Raw genomic sequence first — 19,545 nt, 5'->3', positions numbered from 1 at the left:
AAAAGTATTACCTTTATCTCAAATATATCGTTATACTAAGAACATAATTTTGTGTGTCTTCACACAAATTCATTAATACAATAAACAATGGCAAAGAAGATAGCAGAGACTCCTCTAATGAAGCAATATTTCAAGATCAAAGGTCAACATCCCGACGCAATACTGTTGTTTCGTGTTGGTGACTTTTATGAAACTTTTTCGGAGGATGCCATTGTTACATCCGAGATTTTGGGCATTACATTGACGCGTCGAGCAAATGGTTCGGCGAGCCATGTTGAACTTGCCGGATTTCCTCATCATGCTTTGGATACCTATTTGCCCAAATTGGTAAGGGCCGGCAAACGAGTGGCTATCTGTGATCAGCTGGAGGATCCAAAGACTGCTAAGAGTATTGTCAAAAGAGGTATTACCGAGCTGGTCACTCCCGGAGTGGTAATGAGTGACAATGTCTTGACCAATAAGGAGAACAACTATGTTGCTTCTTTATATCAAGTATCGAAAGATTTGTACGGACTCTCCTTTTTGGATATCTCTACCGGAGAGTTTTTGGCAGGTGAGGGAGACCGATCTTATATAGACAAGTTGCTTGTTGATTATGCTCCCAAGGAAATTCTTATAGAACGGAATCAAAAATCTCAGCTTTGTTTGACCTTCAAGATCTCTACCTATACCTATGAGTTGGAAGACTGGCTTTTCTCTTATGCCAATAATTATCAGCGTGTATGTCGTCACTTCGAAGTCAAAAACCTTAAGGGATTTGGCATTGAAGAAGACAAGACAGTCGTGATTGTTTCCGGTGCCATTCTTAATTATTTAGACTTGACCAACCATACCCAACTTGAGCACATATCGAGTTTAAGGATGCTCAATGAGCAGTCCTATGTCAGATTGGACCGATTTACAATTAGAAGCCTCGAACTCCTTCAGGCAAACAATCCGGGCGGAAAGAGCCTACTTGATATTGTCGATCAAACTTTATCTCCAATGGGTGGACGACTTTTACGCAAATGGCTCCTCTCACCTCTTAAGGATTTGCAAGAGATCGAAAAGAGACAATGTGTTGTTTCTTATATGCTCGGTAGCCAAGATGTAAGAGCCAGATTGAGAATGAGGTTTTGTGAGATTGGAGACTTGGAACGACTTGTTGCTAAAACAGCCGTTGGTCGGATTACTCCTCGTGAGATGGTGCAACTGGGAGTCTCTATCTCCATTATGAAGCCTGTCAAAGATATGCTGTTTTCGACTGATGATAAGGTGTGTATGTCAATGGCGGAAGAGATCGATCCCTTGGAGAGTTTGTTAGAAAAGATTACCACAACATTGGTGGCAGATGCTCCTATTGCTGTGGGTAGGGGAAAGGTCATTGCCGATGGTGTTAACCAAGAGTTGGATGATTTGAGGGATTTATCGCATTCAGGTAAAAAGTATCTTGACAATATGCTCCTAAAGCAACAGGAGGCTACCGGTATACCTTCTCTTAAGATTGGTTTTAACAGTGTCTTTGGCTACTATATCGAGGTTCGTAATACTCATAAAGAGAAGGTGCCGGAATCTTGGATCAGAAAGCAAACCTTGGTTAGTGCAGAACGTTATATTACTGAGGAACTTAAGCTTTATGAAGAGAAGATATTGGGAGCAGAAGAACGAATAGAAATCTTAGAAACTCAAATCTTTACTCAGCTCATTGATTTGGTAAAGAGATATATCTCGCAACTCCAGAAAGACAGCTCCATGATTGCAAAGTTGGATGTATTGACTTCGTTTAGTGAGGTCGCTGCTCTTTACCAATACAATAGACCCCAATTGGACAATAGCTTTGAGTTGTATATTGAGCAAGGAAGACACCCCGTGATCGAACGGACTTTGCCTTCAACAGATCCATATATTCCCAATGATATAACCTTGGATAATAACAAACAACAAATAGTTATTATCACCGGACCGAATATGAGCGGTAAATCGGCTTTGCTAAGACAGACTGCACTTATTACATTGTTAGCTCAAGTGGGAAGTTATGTTCCGGCCAAGTCTGCACATATTGGACTGGTAGACAGTATCTTTACTCGTGTTGGAGCCTCGGACAATATCTCTATGGGTGAGTCAACTTTCATGGTGGAGATGCAGGAGGCAGCCGGGATCCTTAATAATATTACTGACAGAAGTTTAGTCTTATTTGATGAATTGGGTAGAGGAACAAGTACCTATGATGGGATTTCTATAGCTTGGGCTATCGTAGAATATCTGCATAATGCCTCTTGTGGCAAGGCTAAAACTCTGTTTGCTACCCATTATCACGAGTTGGGGGACTTGGCTGACAAACTTGATAGAGTCTACAATTACAATGTATCAGCCAAAGAGGTAGATGGAAAGATGCTTTTCTTGCGTACTCTCATACCGGGATGTGCTGAACATAGCTTTGGTATCCAGGTAGCTAAATTGGCAGGGATGCCGAGAGACATTACACGAAGAGCCGAGCAAATACTAAATTTTCTTGAAGGAGATAAGTCTGACAAAGAGAATGCTGTATCGGGAGCTAAACTGGTAGGGAAACAAAAAAAGAGAGGAAAGCAACAAGAGGAAGCCTATCAACTGTCCTTCTTCCAATTGGATGATCCTTTGTTGGAAGATATCAGAAGAGAACTTCTTAACCTTGATATCAATAGTCTGACACCTATAGAGGCACTCAACAAACTGGATGCAGTGCAGAGATTATTAAGGGGCCATTAAAAAAATAACTCCCATAACTTGCGTTAGGGAGTTCAAAAAGGGATTATCTTTTATTGTATTGATTAGAAGTTTACTTGATGATCTTAGCTATTGTATTCTCTATGTCTTGTTCCGGCAAATCACCCATTGTCTGAATTGGAGTTCCCTTGGCCGGGACAAATAGCACCATAGGTATGCTTTGTACACCAAATACTTGTGCCAACTCAGGCTCATCGTCCACATTGATTTTGTATACGGTAAGCTGTCCGTCATATTTCTCAGCTACTTTTTCGAGCTTCGGACCAAGTCTTTTACATGGACCACACCAGTCAGCATAGAAATCTATGATTGCCGGTTTGTCTCCTTTGTAGACCCATTTGTTGGGATTGGCTTTATAGTCATAGATCTTTTCAATCATTTGAGCTGCTGTAAGATGTACTATTTTACTAGCCTTCTTTGGACCGTTTTGCGTTGTTACTTCTGTATTGATTGTTCCTTCTGTTACAGTCTTGGTATTTTTACATGAAGCAAACATCATTGATGTGGACATCAAAAGAGTCGCCACTAATAATACAGCTTTGTTCCTTTTCATAGATTCTCTATATTAATTTCCTTGTTAAACATATTCTTATCTGCAATAAAGATATGTTTTTTATTCTTGTATCTAATGATGAAGCCTTTATATCAATATTGATAAAAGCTATCAATCAAATCTTCCTAATGATGCTCAACCCATCTCTCAAAGGTAGGATGACCTCCTCCACACGATGATCTTGTCGTATCTTTTTATTAAACTGATCGATTGCTATTGTCTGACTATCATGTGGCATGGGGTCAAGAGCAACCTTACCGTCCCAAAGGGTGTTGTCAGCAAGTATAATAGCTCCTTTGGGAAGGTGGTCTATGATGATGTCGAAGTATTCTGAATATTCTCTTTTGTTGGCATCCATATATACCAATTCAAATGATTCTTGTTTGACAAGACCCGGAAGTATGTCCAGAGCATTACCCATGTGTAGGATAATCTTATCTCTATAAGGTGACTGATCAACAAATCGATGGATAAATGACTCCATCTCATCGTCGCATTCCAGTGTGTGAATAAATGCATCTTCTCCCAATGCTTCTGCCAAGCACAATGCGGCATATCCGGTGTAGGTGCCAATTTCGAGAACTCTTTTGGGCTCTTTTATACTACATAAGATCTTGAGTAGTCGACCTTGCACATGACCCGATATCATTCGGGGACGCATGAGTTCTATATGTGCTCTCCTCTCAAGATCTTTGAGTAGCTGACCTTGATCAGATGTATGTTGTTCGATATAGTCGTCAATACTCATAATGGGTTTGCAATATGAAATGTTTTGAATCGATTGATGATGATTATAAAGGTTGGGCAAATTCAATCCAAATCTGTCTTTTAATAAGACATAAAGATGTTTGGAGATGATTGTAGCTTTGCCTAAAAGTTTGGCCGTACATATATATAGCAAGAGACCAAAAGAGGACGAAAGGCATCTCTTAAAAGCTTCACTTCCGATAATCTCGCTCCAAAGATGCTAAAAGGATATTCACAACTCAGTTGGACATAGTCGAGATCTTTATTGCAATTCTCTTTTAAATGACTATAAATTGCTTATAATCATCTTCTTACTTGTTGCTTTTGCTTGATTTGGAAGGTTGTTTTTGTTCTAAGTTGCTAAAACCTTGCCACCCTTGAGCTTTAAGTTCGATCTCATTCTGATCTCTTGTAACTAAATAATTGCCCAATGACGCCTCTGTAATATGGCCAATCAAATGTATGTCGGGAAGACTTTGTATTTGATCACTCAGACTAAGAGGTACGGTAAACAAGAGTTCGTGATCATCACCTCCATTAAGGGCACAGGTCACCACATTCATATTCATCTCTTCTGCCATCAATGCTGTTTGATAGTCAATAGGAATGCGATCTTCGTAGATTCGTATCCCAACATTTGAGTGATGTGCAATCTGCATAAGATCTGAGGCAAGGCCATCAGTAACATCTATCATGGAGGTTGGAAGAATCCCTTTGTTCTTCAAAAGGCGGATGACATCTATTCTTGCTTCCGGTTTCAGTTGTCGTTCAATGATATATTCTTTGCCTTCAAAAGCGGGTACAAAGTCTTTATCCTCATTCATCCCTTCGAATACATTCTTCTCTCTTGCAAGTAGTCTAAGCCCCATGTAGGCAGCGCCCAAATTGCCGGTTACGCAGATTAGGTCTGTAGGTTTAGCTGTGCTTCTCTTGACTATTTCTTCAGGGACAGCCTCGCCTATGGCTGTTACCGAAATGGTTAGCCCCGTCATAGAAGAGGTGGTATCACCTCCGATAAGGTCAAGGTTGTAAAATTTGCATGCAAGTTTGATTCCTGCAAAAAGCTCTTCAGTCATCTCTACTGTGTAAATAGCAGATAATCCAACAGATACTAAGATTTGTTTAGGAATAGCATTCATAGCCAAAACATCGGATATGGCATTTATAACTGATTTATATCCGAGATGTTGAAGCGGAGTATAGGTTAGGTCAAAGTGAACACCCTCGAGCATCAAATCGGTCGTTACCAATATTTGATGATCTTTTGATGACTTGATGATGGCACAATCGTCTCCTATACCCATTTGAGTCGTTTCGTGATTCGTCTTGATGTCTTTAGTCAATCTTTGGATAAGACCAAATTGACCTATCGTAGAAATGTCAGTCATTGAGATGAAGTCTATTTATTTGTTCTGGAAATGTGCGATATGCTTGAGTATCTCATTGTCAAACTTCTCCTGTCCATTCTCTTTGAATTTTATATGGATGGGAAGGAAAAATAATCTTTCTTTTAGTGTAGATGAGAGGCACTTCCTGATATCGTGAAGTCGCTGAGCATCTTTTTCGGTGCATATGGCTATCGGAAATTCTTCTTTTTGTCGTGTAGCCAGATATTCATCAAAGCCGGAGTTGAGCATCTCAGCGTCCTTAACCGTAAATTTATGATGGTCGGGGAAGGTTATTGTCTTGACATCCCCAATCTTGTTTCTAAGTTCTTCAAAAAACTTTGTTGGGTCTGCAATACCGCTAATTGCATAGCAAGACTTACTTCTTACCGTTAACTTTATCGGACTGTTAGGGGCAGGGAACACCTTAATGGGTGTGGAATATCCAATAGTGGTGAAATTTAAATGTTGATAAGGAAAGAGATTAAGATCACGTTCGAATATGCGGTAGTGAAGCTGAGGCATATTGTTGGGACATCTTGTGACTATGACCATATCTGCTCGATCCTTTGCATCCACCTTCTCTCTTAGCCTTCCCAATGGAAGAAGGTCATCGTCAAAGATGGGATTGTTGTAATCTGTCAGAAGAATACTAAGGGAAGGTTTTACATATCGATGCTGGAAGCCGTCGTCCAATAAGATCACGTTGGGACGGTTTTCTTCAGGCAAATCGAGTAAAAACTTAATTGCTCTTCTGCGATTGGCATCAACGGCTACGGTCGTTTGTGGAAACTTACGCTTGATCTGCCTTGGCTCGTCTCCAACCTCTTCCGCTCCGGATTTGATAGAAGCTATCTTTAAGCCTTTGGTAGATCTTTTGTAACCCCGACTTACAACAGCCGGTTTGAAGCCATTCTGCAAAAGAAGTCTTAGCAGATACTCTATCATCGGAGTCTTACCTGTGCCACCAACTCGTATATTCCCTACACAAATGACAGGTACCGGAAAGACTTTTTCTTTGAATATACCACTATTGAACATCAGATTGCGCAACTTCACTCCGGCCCCGTAAATTGAGGCCAGAGGCTTTAGTAAGAGTTGCTTAAGTATCGAATGTTCTGCCATATCTTTTATTGATTATCTCCGGATGTCTTTGAAGGTTAGTAGGGTTTGAAACCTATTGGAAGAGCTGCTTGATAACCTTGTGTCGTGGATAATGTACGCAAGTCGTTGTAGATACGAAGCTCTTCCGGAGTCATTGTTTTACTTAGAATATATGTCTTAAGATTGGCTGAGCTGTTTCTGAAGAATCGATCAAAGAAACTTACATTTTGTATTCCGTTGACAACGGTGTAGTCAGAGAGGTCAGCCAGGCTTGCTGCCTTTTTGATGGCCTCGTTGATCCCTCCAAGAGCATCGACCAAACCAAGCTTTATAGCTTTTTGTCCCAGCCAAACACGCCCTTGTCCAATGCTGTCAACTTGCTCTATAGTCATATGACGACCGTCGGCGACGCGCTTTTTGAATAGTTCGTATCCACGATTTACAGTTGCTTGTATAAGTGCTTTCTCATCATCGGTCATCTGCTCAAACATCATACCCATAGAAGCATATTTGGAAGTCTTCACAACATCGGTGGTTATGCCAACCTTGTTTGCAACCCCGCTGAAATTGGGGAACATTCCAAAGATGCCGATGGATCCGGTGAGGGTCATGGGGTCTGCATAGATATACGAAGCAGCACATGAAATGTAATAACCGCCTGAAGCAGCATAGTCACCCATAGAGACAACGATGGGCTTTTTGGCTTTTAGGTTAACAACTTGTTTCCATATCTGTTCTGATATATAAGCACTTCCACCAGGAGAATTGACTCTTAGTACGACTGCTTTTACGTCATCATCTTTTTGAGCCTCCTCGAGCTGCTTTGCCAAGCTGAGGGTAATGGTGGAGGCTGTGGTACCGGGTTGATCTTGGATCTCTCCATTTGCATAGATGACCTTTATTTCATTGTCCGAACTTTTCTTCGGAACTTGACTTAGACCGGCTACATCAGAAAGTGATACGAATTTTAATTCTTCGTCATCCTCTCTGTTGGTGAGTTCTTTTAAGCGCTCGTTGACTTGATATTCATATGCGAGCTTATCAATAAATTTCTTTTTGACAGCCATCGAAGCATCACTAAATGTATAGCCATTGTCAGCATACTCTTGTACATCTGCATCAGTGAGTTTTCTGGAAGAAGCAATGGTCTCTTTGATATTTCCCCAAAGTCCATCGATGTATTCTTGTATTTGGAGTCTGTTGGCATCACTGAGCTTGTTGAGCATAAAAGGCTCTACGGCTCCTTTGTATGTACCTACTTTGAAGATGTTCATTTGCACACCCAACTTGTTGAGAGCTTCCTTGTAGAACATGGTTTGTGAGCCAATACCATTAATCTCCAACACCCCTGAGGGATTGAGGTATATTTCAGGAGCAACTGATGACAGGTAATATCCTTTTTGACTGTAGATATCACCATAAGAGATAACGAACTTGCCGCTTTTTTTGAATTCTTCAATGGCTGACCTGAATGCACGAATAGTGGGAAGACCGTTCGGAATATCAGCGTTACATAGATATATGCCATCAATATTATCGTTGTCTTTTGCTTCATTGATTGCCCGTATCGCTTCACTCAAAGTAATATCATTGCTTTTGTCTCCTTGCAAATATGACATAAAGTTGTCTTGAATAGCTACTTCCGGAAGGGATGTGGCACTAATCTTAAGAATGGAGTGTGGCTCGATGCTCGTTATGTCTGACGAAGCAAATTGAGAACTTATGCCTACAACAAGTCCAACTATCAAGAACATTGATAGACATAGCAAAATCACACCTCCAACAACTACCGCTAAAAGAGAGGCTAAAAACGTTTTTAAAAAGCTTTTCATATAACTGTTTAGTCTATATTTTTACTTACGATACAAATATACCTAAAACATATGCACGAACATATATATTTGGATAATGTTAAGATGATATTGTGCCTAAAACACCCATTGTCAAATGATATTGAACTTTGACATCTATTCAGTGCCGTTTGGTGTCAAGGTCTTTATGATTTTGTTGTGTCAAGATTCGTAATACATAGTGGGTTTCATTATACTATTAATATGTCTTTAAATCTTGATGTAAATAGTATAAAATGTTTTTTGTGGGTGATTTAAATCTTAATCTCATAACCTTATTTGTTTTGATGTATAAAAAATATATCTAAATGTTGTTGTGCCATTAAATCAAATGATTACTTTTGTCGCCGTAACTGAAAGAAAAAACCTTTTGACTTTATACTTTATCTCTTTCAAGTTTGAAAACGAATTGGCCTGTTTTGTTTTGATCAAACATCGGGCAATCTTATGACAATATACTTTATCTATAATCTATAAATTCAAGAGTAATGAAAAGAATTACATTTTTAGTTCTGACGGCTCTTTTTGCGCTCGTTTTGAATGCAAAGGCTCAGACTGTAAAAGATGGGGTCTTGATAAGCTGGCCTATGGCGACCGGTGATATCAAAATCCCTGATGACGTAGTGGAAATCGCAGCTAATTGTTTTTTTGCTGATGATTCCGATTGGGGAGGTGAAGATGGCTGGGAAGGCTATTCTGCAAAGCGCAACACGCTCCGTAGTGCCAATACTGAAATCACATCTGTGGACTTCAATAATGTTAGGAAGATTGGTAAAGAAGCATTTAAAGAATGTAGGGGAATTAAATCCGTAAAGATGCCCCATGTGGAAGAAATTGGGGAATCTGCATTTGAATCTTGTGACAATCATCTTTTGACAAGTTTGGACCTCCCTGCTATAAAGAAGATTGAAAAGAATGCATTTGCTTCTTGTGATGCTCTGACAACTGTTTTTCTTGGAGGAGCGTTGGAAGCACTGGGTAAAAATCCGTTCTATAATTGTACCAACATCACAAAGTTTGAGATTGGCAAGAATGCAGCTTTTAAAGTTTCCAATGGTTTGGTGCTAAGCTCAGACGAGACCAAATTAGCTATAGTACTCCCGAGCGTTGTGGATGCAGTACTCCCCGAATCTGTTACATCTGTTTTGGATGGGGCTGTACAAAGCCAAAAAGCAGTGAAAACCTTCAAAGGAATAAATGTTACTACAGTAGGAGAGTATGCCTTCTCAAGTGCATATTCTTTGGAATCAGTGGAGTTGCCAAAGCTTCAAACAGTCGGATTCCTTGCTTTTGAAGGTATAGGCGGTTTAAGAGTAATGGATATACACGAAAGCCAAGACTTTAAGGAATTTGGTAATTATAATAATGGAGGACCTGCCGACAATGAAACCTTGACTATATATGTTGCCAATGAAACAGTCAAGACAGCTCTCAAAGAACATTATAAGTCAGCAAAAATAGAGGTAGGTGAAGCTTCGGGCGAGCTTAAAAAGTTTAAGGTCAATTTTGTTGCAGATCCTGCAGATGCAGCTTTCTTTGAAGCTTGGATCAACGGTCCAATCGATGTGGAGAGTGGTAATGAAGTTTCAGAAGGTGCTACACTATCTGTGGAGTGTAGATATAAGTTTATGTCCTATGAATTTGTCAATTGGACTGTTAATGGAGAGGTTGTTGCGACTACAGAAGACAATCCGACACTTCTTGTGATTCCTTCTGTTGATAAGGAATTAAATATTGTTGCTCATTTGAATAAACTTCCTGAAGGAAATCGTGTTTATCTTAAGTCAACTGATCCCAACAATGGGACTGTGACAGCTTTTGTTGACGGCAAAGAGTTTAAGTCCGGTGGTATTGTGCCTACCGGTAAGTCTGTCAAGATTGTAGCTACGCCTACTAAGGGATTTGAAGTTACAGATTGGCTATTTGAAAACTCGGAAGGAAAGTATATTCCTAAACCTGAGCTACAAGGCAAAAAAGAATGGACAACGACACCGGACAAAGACCTTTTGCTATATGTTCGTTTCGAAAGGACTCAAGGAAGTGTTGTCATCAATTATTCGGAACACAGCGGCAATGGTAAGCTAAGTTGCAAGATGTCTGATGATACTCCTGTTTTGAATAATGAAGCTATTCCAAGTGGAAAGACTTTGAAATTTATTGCTGAACCAAACCCGGGATTTAAGGTTGGTACATGGATTGTTGGTGAGGAAGAACGTGTGGAAAAAGATGATGTACTTATCATTGAAAATGTTACGACAGATCTTAAAGTTGATTTGATATGCTATAAAGAAGATCATGTGGATCCTAATAACGAGCCTGTAATCGAAGGCGATGTGCTCAAGGAATGGAAGGCGGTCGGCAATGTCCGTGTCCCTGACAATGTCAAACATATTGCTGATTTCGCATTCATGAGTGCTAATTTAACCGGTCTTACGATTAGTTCTGATGTTGAGTCAATTGGAGAACTTCCATTTATGTACTGTGGATCTCTCAAAACTTTGATTGTTGAGGATGGTAACAAGCATTATAAGTCTGAAAATAATGCTATATACACAAAAGATGGCAAGGAGCTTGTTCAGGTTGCCACAGCTTATCAAGATCAAACATTTACATTGCCCGCATCTGTAGAGAAGGTTCGTCCGGGAGCTTTCACGTTTGCGATGAAGATCAAAACAATCAGTGTAGACAGCAACAATAAGTTTTTTGAAAGCATTGACGGTATGTTGATCCGCAAACAAGACAATGCCTTGATTCACTATCCTTCTTTCATCGTTCCAAACGAAAATCCGAAAGAAATCATTCTTCCTGAGTCAATTAAGAAGATTGAGAGATATGCTTGTGCATTCAACTTTAAGTTAAATAAGCTTACTCTTCCTGATGCAATTGAAGAGTTGGGTGATTATGCATTTACCGGATCTCCTAACTTACAAGATATCTCATTCGAAAACTGTACAAATCTTAACCGTGTTGGAGACTACTGTTTTAAGGCTTGTTTTAGACTTCCGCAGTTCAATGTTCCTGCAAGTGGATTGAAATATATTGGTGAACAGGCACTGCAAGGTACAGCTATCGTTCTTTTGAATGTGCCTGATGGCGTTCAGATTGGTGCAAATGCGTTCCGTGGATGTCAGTCAATAGCTGTTGTGAATTCTTTTAGTGCAAATCCTCCGGTAATTGATGATTTGGCATTTTCTGACATTGCAGAAATTGATGCAGCTAAGTTAAATGTATCTAAGGGTGCGAAGAGTGCCTATGAAAAAGCAACCGGATGGAATATATTTAAGAATATTATTGAGGTTGCCAACCTTTCAGCTGAGTCTGTTCTTGAGTCAAATATCGTATTTGCTGCTATTGATGGTGCCGTAAGTGTTTCCGGTCTCAATAATGCAATAGTGGATGTTTATAGTGTTTCTGGTGAAATGCTACATAGTGTTCGTGGCAGTGGTAATATTCAGTTGCCTTTAGGTCATGGTACTTTTGTTGTAGTTGTAACAGAGGGTGCTGAGAGATTGATCAAAAAGATTATTCTTTGATTTGTAATCGGTAATCAATAGATCAGTTACATAAAAATGGCGGCTTCTTTTAGGAGAGGCCGCCATTAGTTTTTGCTGTTATTGCTGTCAATTCAATGCAAGTCAGTTGTTTTATAGTAGGTCTGAAGCTAATTCGGAAAGTTCGCTTCGTTCACCTTTTATCAGATTGACATGTGCAAAGATTTGTTGTCCTTTCATTTTGTCTATCATGTATGCGAGTCCATTGGATTGTGCATCAAGATAGGGTGAGTCGATCTGCTGTATATCTCCTGTGAACACCATTTTGGTTCCTTCTCCTGCTCTTGTGATAATGGTTTTGATTTCTTGAGGAGTTAAGTTTTGGGCTTCATCAATGATGCAGAAAGCAGAAGACAGACTTCTTCCTCTGATAAATGCCAATGCTTCAATAATCAGTCTCTCCTCTTTTTGCAGGTCGTCTATTCTTTTCAGTGAGGTTGCATTGTTGTTGAGTTGAAACTTAATCACATTGAGGTTGTCAAATAGCGGTTGCATATAAGGAGCCACTTTTGCCTTCTCGTCTCCCGGCAAGAATCCCAGATCTTTGTTTGCCAATGATACAATGGGTCTGGCAAGAAGTATTTGCTTATAGCTTTCGGATTCTTCGAGTGCTGCCGCAAGAGCCAATAGCGTTTTTCCGGTACCGGCTTTTCCTGATAATGCTACCAGTTTAATGTCCGGGTCTTTCAATACCTCAAAAGCAAATGTTTGCTCTGCATTTCGTGGTTGTATGCCCATCATGGTCTCTTTGTTTACTTTGGTGATTTTATTGGTAAACGGATTGAAACGTACCATGATGCTATTTCTTTCCGACTGCATTATAAAGCATTGATTGGGCAATAAATCTTTTGATTGGTCCCATTCTTCCAAATCTATGCCACCATGCGTTTCATAGATCTTGTCTATGAGGTCAGCATTGACTCCTTCGTAAGTTTTATGTGCTTCATCAAAGATGTCAATATTCTCAACTTTGTCATTGATAAAGTCCTCTGAGTGCATGCCCAGAGCTTTTGCCTTCATCCTCAGATTGATGTCTTTTGTTACTAAGATTGTTGGAATATTGGGGTTTGCCTCTTTGATGGTAAGGGCTACAGATAAGATGCGATGGTCAGGTATGTTTTGACCAAAAGCCTCCTTTATAAGAGGATGTTCGCTTCCTCCGACATAAACGAAAAGTCTTCCCCTTCCTTCGCCCAAAGATGCACCTTTTGAGAAAAGATCTTCGTTGACAAGTTCATCTAACTTTCGTACAAAGAGTCTTGCGTTATAATTAATCTGTTCGGATCCCTTTTTGAACTTATCCAACTCTTCTAAGACTGTTATTGGAATATAAATGTCATTTTCTTCAAACTTGTCAATTGAATTGGCGTCATGTAAGATTACATTCGTATCCAATACAAAATTCTTTTTGCTGCCCTGCTTAAAGGCACTGCTTGCTTTTCTTTTTGCTGTCATAATGTTTTCTTGTTAATGTGTGGCTACACATAAAGGTAGCAGTTTTATGTGAATGTTATCTCTTTGATCCAAAAAGAGTGCTTCTATAATTAGATTGTTTTTTCTTGTTCTTCTTCTCTATTGGGACTTTATTGCATTGCAAATTGTATCAAATAGGAGCTATAAAAAGAATAATTAGTTTGTGTGTTTTTACTTAAACTGCATCCAAATATGTAATTAATGTTAAACTTATCGTGCCATTTTTTAGCTTATAAACTGCCCTTTTTTGATCTAAAAACAGCTTCATTCTTCACAAAACGGAAGGGTGATAGGACGAAACCGTCCTATCTGAATGTTAATATATGTATAGGCTACTTTTTATAGCCAAATAGGCGGCTTAAAAATCGACTTTAGGCTGCCTTTTTTGGAAGGTCGCGCGACTTGCAATCCGTTCTCGCGCTACTTTGAACCTATCCTCGCGCGAGGTTGCACCCGAAGTAGCGCGACTTTGCATGTCAAGGTCGCGCGACAACGGATCGAAAGTCGCGCGAGAATAGATTGCTCCTTGCGCGAGCTTATTTGTTAAAATAGCGCATAAAAAAGCCCGTTTCGTACTAATAAACGGGCAAAGTTGGCAAGAAGGTCAAGTAACCCTAACCCTCTAATTTGTGATTTTGTAGTTGAATAGGTGTTGTTTGATTAGTTTTTTGAGTGTTAGTATGGGTAACAATATTTAACAAACAAAGTCCTTTCAAGACGAACTTCACAGCTCCTGGAGAAAGGGTATTCGGAAGATTGTATTTGACTGTTACTGAGTCATTGATTTGTTCCTTTTCAATAAGACATACCTTGCCGGCTTGGAAGATGTTTCTGCCAAGTAAAATGCCAATTAAAAGTAAGGTAAGTAATATGCTTATCTCCATGGATCTTATTATTTATGAGTGACTAAGGTACTAAAAAGGATTCTTTTTTGCAATGATCCTTCACTTAGGTTGATTCTAAAAAACAGTGCTAAGACAATCTCTGAAATCAATTTCATTCTTTTTTGTTCTCCCCTCGATTATCCTTCTCGCACAGTGTTTCTACCAATTTGTTTTGCTTAAAATATTATCTTTATCCTCCTGATTGCAACCTCAATGCTGTTTGATTGCAATTATGGTCGTATAACTTTCATACCTTTGCGATAATTCTGTTGCTATGACAGATATAAATCTATAACGGAATATAGTTTTGAAACAGTTTATACAATTAATTAAACGTTTTGCTCCTCCTTACAAGTGGTATGTTGTATGGAGTGTGATTTCTAATATTTTTGCGGCTATTTTGAGCCTTATGTCTTTCTATTTGATTATGCCAATCCTGAAGATCTTGTTTCAAATAGATAAGGCTGTGACGGATTATTGGCCAATAGAGGGTTTTTCTTTTTTCTCTATCTCCGCTTGGAAGCATCTGATAGAGACCCTTAATCATAATTTTGGCTACTATGTTAGTGATATTATTGCTACACAAGGACCATCCGTAGCGTTGGTGTGGCTGGCGGTATTTTTGGTTGTTATGACCGGCTTTAAGGTTGGTGTGACCTATATGGGTTTGTTTGCCATTATCCCTCTTCGTACGGGTGTGGTAAGGGATATTCGTAACCAGATTAATGATAAAATTACCACGCTTGACTTGTCTTTTTTCTCGGAAGAGCGCAAAGGAGATATTTTAGCTCGAATATCTGGTGATGTCGGAGAGATAGAGTCGTCTGTTATTAGTTCTATAGATGTGCTTCTAAAGAATCCGGTTATGATTGTCATATATCTTGGAGCCATGCTTTTCATCAGTTGGCAACTCACTGCTTTTGTCTTTTTGCTTTTGCCTTTTGCCGGTTTTGTAATGGGGCGTGTGGGAAAAACGCTCAAACGCAAGAGCTATGAGTCGCAGGTTCGCTGGGGTGGCCTTATGAGTATGGTAGAGGAGACTTTGAGCGGGCTTCGTATTATTAAGGCTTTTAATGCGGAGAATATCATTCGCAAGCGTTTTTCGCAAGCCAACAACGCTTATAGAAAGCTTCTTATGAGGGTTTATGGCCGTCAGCAGTTGGCCCATCCTATGAGTGAGTTTTTGGGTACAGCTACCATTGCCATTGTTTTGTGGTATGGTGGCTCGTTGATTTTATCTGCTCAATCATCTATTGATGCCTCTACCTTTATATATTATTTGGTCATCTTCTATAGTCTGATCAACCCGATCAAGGAGGTTAGTAAAGCTGCATATGCAGTACAAAAAGGGATGGCATCTTTGACACGTATCGACAAGATTCTTTTGGCCGAAAATCAGATCAAAAACCCCGAGCATCCTGTTGCTACAGCCTTTGATCATGAGATTACATTTAAGGATGTTTGGTTTAGATATTCAGAAGATACACCTTGGGTCCTTAAGGGAATTAACCTTGTTGTTCCTAAGGGTAAAACGGTGGCTCTTGTCGGGCAGAGCGGTTCCGGCAAAAGTACTATGGTAGATCTATTACCTCGTTTTTATGACGTAAGTAAAGGCGCTATATTAGTCGATGGGGTAGATATTCGGGATATGGATATTCATGCTCTTAGAGGATTGATGGGCAATGTCAATCAAGAGGCTATTTTGTTTAATGATACCGTAAGATCTAATATTGCTTTTGGTCACCCGACTGCTACTGACCAACAGGTCAAAGATGCAGCCATGATTGCCAATGCAGATGAGTTTGTTTGTCAAATGCCAGAAGGATATGAAACCAATATTGGTGATAGAGGCTCAAAGTTGTCAGGTGGTCAACGCCAAAGACTAAGTATTGCTCGTGCAGTCTTGAAGAATCCACCGATTTTGATATTGGATGAAGCGACTTCTGCTTTAGACACCACTTCTGAACAACTTGTGCAACTTTCACTCGAAAAGCTTATGGAGGGACGAACTTCCATCGTTGTTGCACACAGATTGTCTACTATACGACGCGCAGATGTCATTTGTACAATCCATGAAGGTAAGATTGTTGAGCAGGGTAAGCATGAAGAATTGATAGCTCTTAATGGACATTATGCCAAACTATATTCTATGCAGTTTGGAAAAGATGGTGGAGAAAAATAGCTATGGATACTCCTCAAATCATAGAAGGTGTTACACAAAAGAGGCGCTCTTGGATAAATGCTCTTAAGGGCTTTTGGAAAGCCTTTTTCTCTTCCGGAGCGATAGAGATGGCTGTACTATCGTATGTCATCTTGACATCTTTTTTGATTTTGATCTTTTACAATAGGATACCATCTGCAAAGTTTATGCTGATTATAAGAGGTGAGGTCGTGTTTGGGACCTTGGTTCTCTTTTTGCTTTACTTTAGGACAAGAAGCAAGATTGCATGGATATTGAGAGTTGCCTTCCAGATAACCTTGTTGTCATATTGGTATGGCGAAACCTATGAGTTTAATTGTCTTTTCCCGAACTTGGATCATCTGTTTGCCACTATTGAAGAGATGTGTTTCTTTACACAGCCGGCACTGTTTTTTCATGAGATGATGCCGCAGTGGTGGTTTAGTGAGATTCTTCATTTTGCCTATTTTATTTACTTCGCATTGTTTGTAGGGACAATGGTCTACTATTATGCTGTAGATTATTCTTCGGCTGATAGGGTGGTCTTTATTATTTTAGCCTCTTTCTTCTTGTACTATGTCATATACATATTTGTGCCGGTAGCAGGACCACAGTTCTATTATCCGGCAATAGGCCTTGATGATGTTATTGCCGGGGTTTTTCCCAGTTTGGGAGATTATTTTGCTCATCACAAAGATTTGATGCCTGGACCGGGCTATCCTCAAGGAATTTTCTATAGGTTGGTTTCTATGACACAGGCTGTTGGCGAAAGGCCTACTGCCGCTTTTCCCTCTTCGCATGTTGGTATCACTACCATTGTCCTTGTCCTTGTCTCTAAAGCGAAAGGTGGCAAGCTGATCTTCCCATTTTTATTGGTTGTCTATGTCTGTCTATGTCTTGCCACGGTCTATATTCAAGCTCATTATTTGATAGATGTCTTTGCCGGGATAGCTTCGGGTTGCTTTTTTTGGTGGCTGACTAACTATCTCTACACTTTTTTCTTTTCCGATAATAGACTACATAAATATAAAATAACATGAACAGCAATCATTAGTTTGTTCACAATAAATACTTGACAATGAAGCATGTTGCAAATCATTCTTACGTCTTAGGTATGGATGTGGGAGGAACGAATACATTATTTGGAGTTGTAGATACGGAGGGTAATATTCTTGCACGGGACTCTGTTCATACCAAGGAGTATGCCGATATAAACAATTATGTTTCTGAAATTGCATCCAGTATAAAGCGTATGATGCAAGATTTTGGAGGCGTAAGTTGTTTTAATGGAATGGGAATTGGCGCACCCAATGGCAATGTTTTTACGGGATATCTTGATTATGCCCCCAACCTGCCTTGGGGAAAAGCTGTACCATTGGTCAAACTTTTTCATGAAGCATTGGATGGGTTGCTTGTAAAAATTGACAATGATGCAAATGCTGCAACAATAGGTGAAATGACTTATGGAGCGGCCAGAGATATGAAAAACTTTATCATGCTGACTCTCGGCACAGGGGTGGGCAGCGGTATTGTCATAGATGGCAACCTGGTGTACGGCAGTCATGGCAAAGCGGGAGAGCTTGGGCATGTCATTGTTAGACCAAATGGTAGACCTTGTGGATGTGGACGTAATGGATGTCTGGAAACTTATGTGTCTGCTACGGGTGTAGCTCGAACTGCAAAAGAATGCCTTTCAAGAGGAGTGGCTGTAGATAGTTTGTTGTCCAAAATAGATAGCGATAATATTACCTCTAAGGATGTTTATGATGCTGCTCTGCAGGGAGACCCTATTGCAAAAGATATTTTTGATAGGACTGGTCAGGTCTTAGGGGAGGCCATAGCTTCTTTTGTAAACTTCTCCGATCCTGAAGCCATTATCCTTTTTGGTGGACTTACCTCGGCAGGAGAGTTGCTGATGAAGCCTATCAAAGAGAGTTTGCAAAAGAATATCTTGTTTGTCTACGAGGGGGGAGTGAAGATTATATTCTCACATCTCAAAGGTTCCGACGCTGCAATCCTTGGTGCTGCATCATTAGGTTGGTTGCTCTGAATAGGTGTTGCTCGCAATTGTCCGAATCTTACTTTGTCGATAAAATCTATCAATCTGTTGTATATCCAAAAGCTTTCGTACCTTTGTGATGTATACCTTGTGCTGAGTTTTGCTTTTTGCTAACTCAATATATGGTAGTGGTAATTTATTTTTAATCAATCAATCATTAGTAATAGAATTTTATCAAATGAATAAAACCTATGCAAATGTAATCCCAAACACTTTCTTCGTGACGAAGGGAAGTGGTGAGTCAGATTTGGAACTTCATGCAGGTTCGTATCACATGGCATTGTACGATGCCGGTATATCAGACTTTAATATTATGGTATATTCATCAGTGCTCCCTGCTACAGCTCATTTGGCTACGATGGACGAGATTGATTTGCCTCCATTTGGTTCAGAGATGAAGACAATCATGTCTGTTTCTCATGGATTTCAAGATGAGTTCGTTTCTGCGGGTATCGTATATGCGTGGATGTATAAGGATGAGAATTTTGATGAAAAAGTAGGAGGATTGGTATGTGAGGTAAGTGGTCGCTATCGCATAGAGGAGTTGGAAAGTCGACTTATTCGCGTGATTAATGACCTGCATCGTAAGACTTATTCTCAGTACTATTTGGGCGAATTAAACTTTGTTACAGAGGGAATTACTATCGAAAAGAGATATGGAACGGCTTTGGCCAGTCTTTGTTTTGTTGACTTTAAGATGCCGGAAGCGCCGGAAAAGACGGGTGAATAATTTTATATCACTTTGATTGTTGCTGTCTTGTCTTGGTAGGATAAAGCGGTAGTGACGATCCGGCTCTTGCGGGGGATGTGACAAACATGGCGTTGTCACATCCCCTTTTTGTTTTTTAGTTATGATGTTTTTAATAAAGACCGGCAGAATTGTTGCTGATAGGTAGTATCCCAAAAAGTGTGTAAAGGAGGTTTATCTTTGAGTCAAAATTAATCATTTCATTTCATTGTTTTGTTCATCCGTCAGGCGGACATGAAAAACACCGGGGGGATTGGCGTCCGCCCG

At 39.8% G+C, this 19,545-nt stretch carries 13 protein-coding genes; 6 read left to right on the top strand and 7 right to left on the bottom strand.

Annotation, left to right across the window (positions count from 1 at the left end; genetic code table 11):
* Nucleotides 1-87 precede the first annotated feature (87 nt).
* The gene (gene mutS, locus ACFO3G_RS00155; protein ID WP_380076827.1) at nt 88-2,727 is read left to right on the top strand and encodes a DNA mismatch repair protein MutS; all 2,640 of its coding nucleotides are present in this window, start codon (nt 88-90) and stop codon (nt 2,725-2,727) included.
* A gap of 70 nt (nt 2,728-2,797) precedes the next feature.
* Here mutS and ACFO3G_RS00150 read toward each other — a convergent pair whose 3' ends face one another.
* The 5 genes from ACFO3G_RS00150 to sppA all read right to left on the bottom strand — a co-directional run bounded on the left by ACFO3G_RS00150 (nt 2,798) and on the right by sppA (nt 8,366).
* Nucleotides 2,798-3,298, bottom strand: coding sequence for a thioredoxin family protein (locus tag ACFO3G_RS00150; RefSeq protein WP_380076825.1), 501 nt, complete (start codon nt 3,296-3,298; stop codon nt 2,798-2,800).
* Nucleotides 3,299-3,413: 115 nt separating this feature from the next.
* Nucleotides 3,414-4,046, bottom strand: a complete 633-nt coding sequence (locus ACFO3G_RS00145; protein ID WP_380076823.1) for an O-methyltransferase — start codon at nt 4,044-4,046, stop codon at nt 3,414-3,416.
* A 310-nt stretch (nt 4,047-4,356) separates the two neighbouring features.
* Nucleotides 4,357-5,433: a thiamine-phosphate kinase gene (gene thiL, locus ACFO3G_RS00140; RefSeq protein ID WP_380076821.1), complete on the bottom strand. Its 1,077-nt coding sequence runs from the start codon at nt 5,431-5,433 to the stop codon at nt 4,357-4,359.
* 15 nt (nt 5,434-5,448) lie between these two features.
* Complete coding sequence (gene lpxK / locus ACFO3G_RS00135) at nt 5,449-6,555, bottom strand: tetraacyldisaccharide 4'-kinase (protein WP_380076819.1); 1,107 nt, start codon at nt 6,553-6,555, stop codon at nt 5,449-5,451.
* A 35-nt stretch (nt 6,556-6,590) separates the two neighbouring features.
* The gene (gene sppA / locus ACFO3G_RS00130; RefSeq protein WP_380076817.1) at nt 6,591-8,366 is read right to left on the bottom strand and encodes a signal peptide peptidase SppA; all 1,776 of its coding nucleotides are present in this window, start codon (nt 8,364-8,366) and stop codon (nt 6,591-6,593) included.
* 506 nt (nt 8,367-8,872) lie between these two features.
* Between sppA and ACFO3G_RS00125 the strand changes: the two genes are divergently transcribed.
* Nucleotides 8,873-11,917: a leucine-rich repeat domain-containing protein gene (locus tag ACFO3G_RS00125; RefSeq protein ID WP_380076815.1), complete on the top strand. Its 3,045-nt coding sequence runs from the start codon at nt 8,873-8,875 to the stop codon at nt 11,915-11,917.
* Nucleotides 11,918-12,028: 111 nt separating this feature from the next.
* On the opposite strand, the gene ACFO3G_RS00120 is transcribed toward ACFO3G_RS00125, so the two are convergent.
* Together ACFO3G_RS00120 and ACFO3G_RS00115 are read right to left on the bottom strand one after the other, a co-directional pair.
* Nucleotides 12,029-13,390: a PhoH family protein gene (locus ACFO3G_RS00120; RefSeq protein ID WP_380076813.1), complete on the bottom strand. Its 1,362-nt coding sequence runs from the start codon at nt 13,388-13,390 to the stop codon at nt 12,029-12,031.
* Nucleotides 13,391-14,022: 632 nt separating this feature from the next.
* Nucleotides 14,023-14,292: a hypothetical protein gene (locus ACFO3G_RS00115; RefSeq protein WP_380076811.1), complete on the bottom strand. Its 270-nt coding sequence runs from the start codon at nt 14,290-14,292 to the stop codon at nt 14,023-14,025.
* A gap of 307 nt (nt 14,293-14,599) precedes the next feature.
* On the opposite strand from ACFO3G_RS00115, the gene ACFO3G_RS00110 reads away from it, so the two are divergent.
* From ACFO3G_RS00110 to ACFO3G_RS00095, 4 genes are all read left to right on the top strand, one after another.
* Nucleotides 14,600-16,474 (top strand): ABC transporter ATP-binding protein, encoded by a 1,875-nt coding sequence (locus tag ACFO3G_RS00110; RefSeq protein ID WP_380076809.1) that lies wholly within the window; start codon nt 14,600-14,602, stop codon nt 16,472-16,474.
* 2 nt (nt 16,475-16,476) lie between these two features.
* Complete coding sequence (locus ACFO3G_RS00105; protein ID WP_380076807.1) at nt 16,477-17,511, top strand: phosphatase PAP2 family protein; 1,035 nt, start codon at nt 16,477-16,479, stop codon at nt 17,509-17,511.
* A 38-nt stretch (nt 17,512-17,549) separates the two neighbouring features.
* Nucleotides 17,550-18,521, top strand: coding sequence for an ROK family protein (locus ACFO3G_RS00100; protein WP_380076805.1), 972 nt, complete (start codon nt 17,550-17,552; stop codon nt 18,519-18,521).
* A 187-nt stretch (nt 18,522-18,708) separates the two neighbouring features.
* A complete protein-coding gene (locus tag ACFO3G_RS00095; protein WP_380076803.1) occupies nt 18,709-19,260 on the top strand; it encodes a pyruvoyl-dependent arginine decarboxylase in 552 nt (183 codons plus the stop codon).
* Nucleotides 19,261-19,545 lie beyond the last annotated feature (285 nt).

It is taken from the genome of Falsiporphyromonas endometrii, from assembly GCF_042654485.1.
Lineage (GTDB): Bacteria > Bacteroidota > Bacteroidia > Bacteroidales > Porphyromonadaceae > Porphyromonas > Porphyromonas endometrii.
This window is presented reverse-complemented; position numbering and strand designations above follow the sequence as displayed.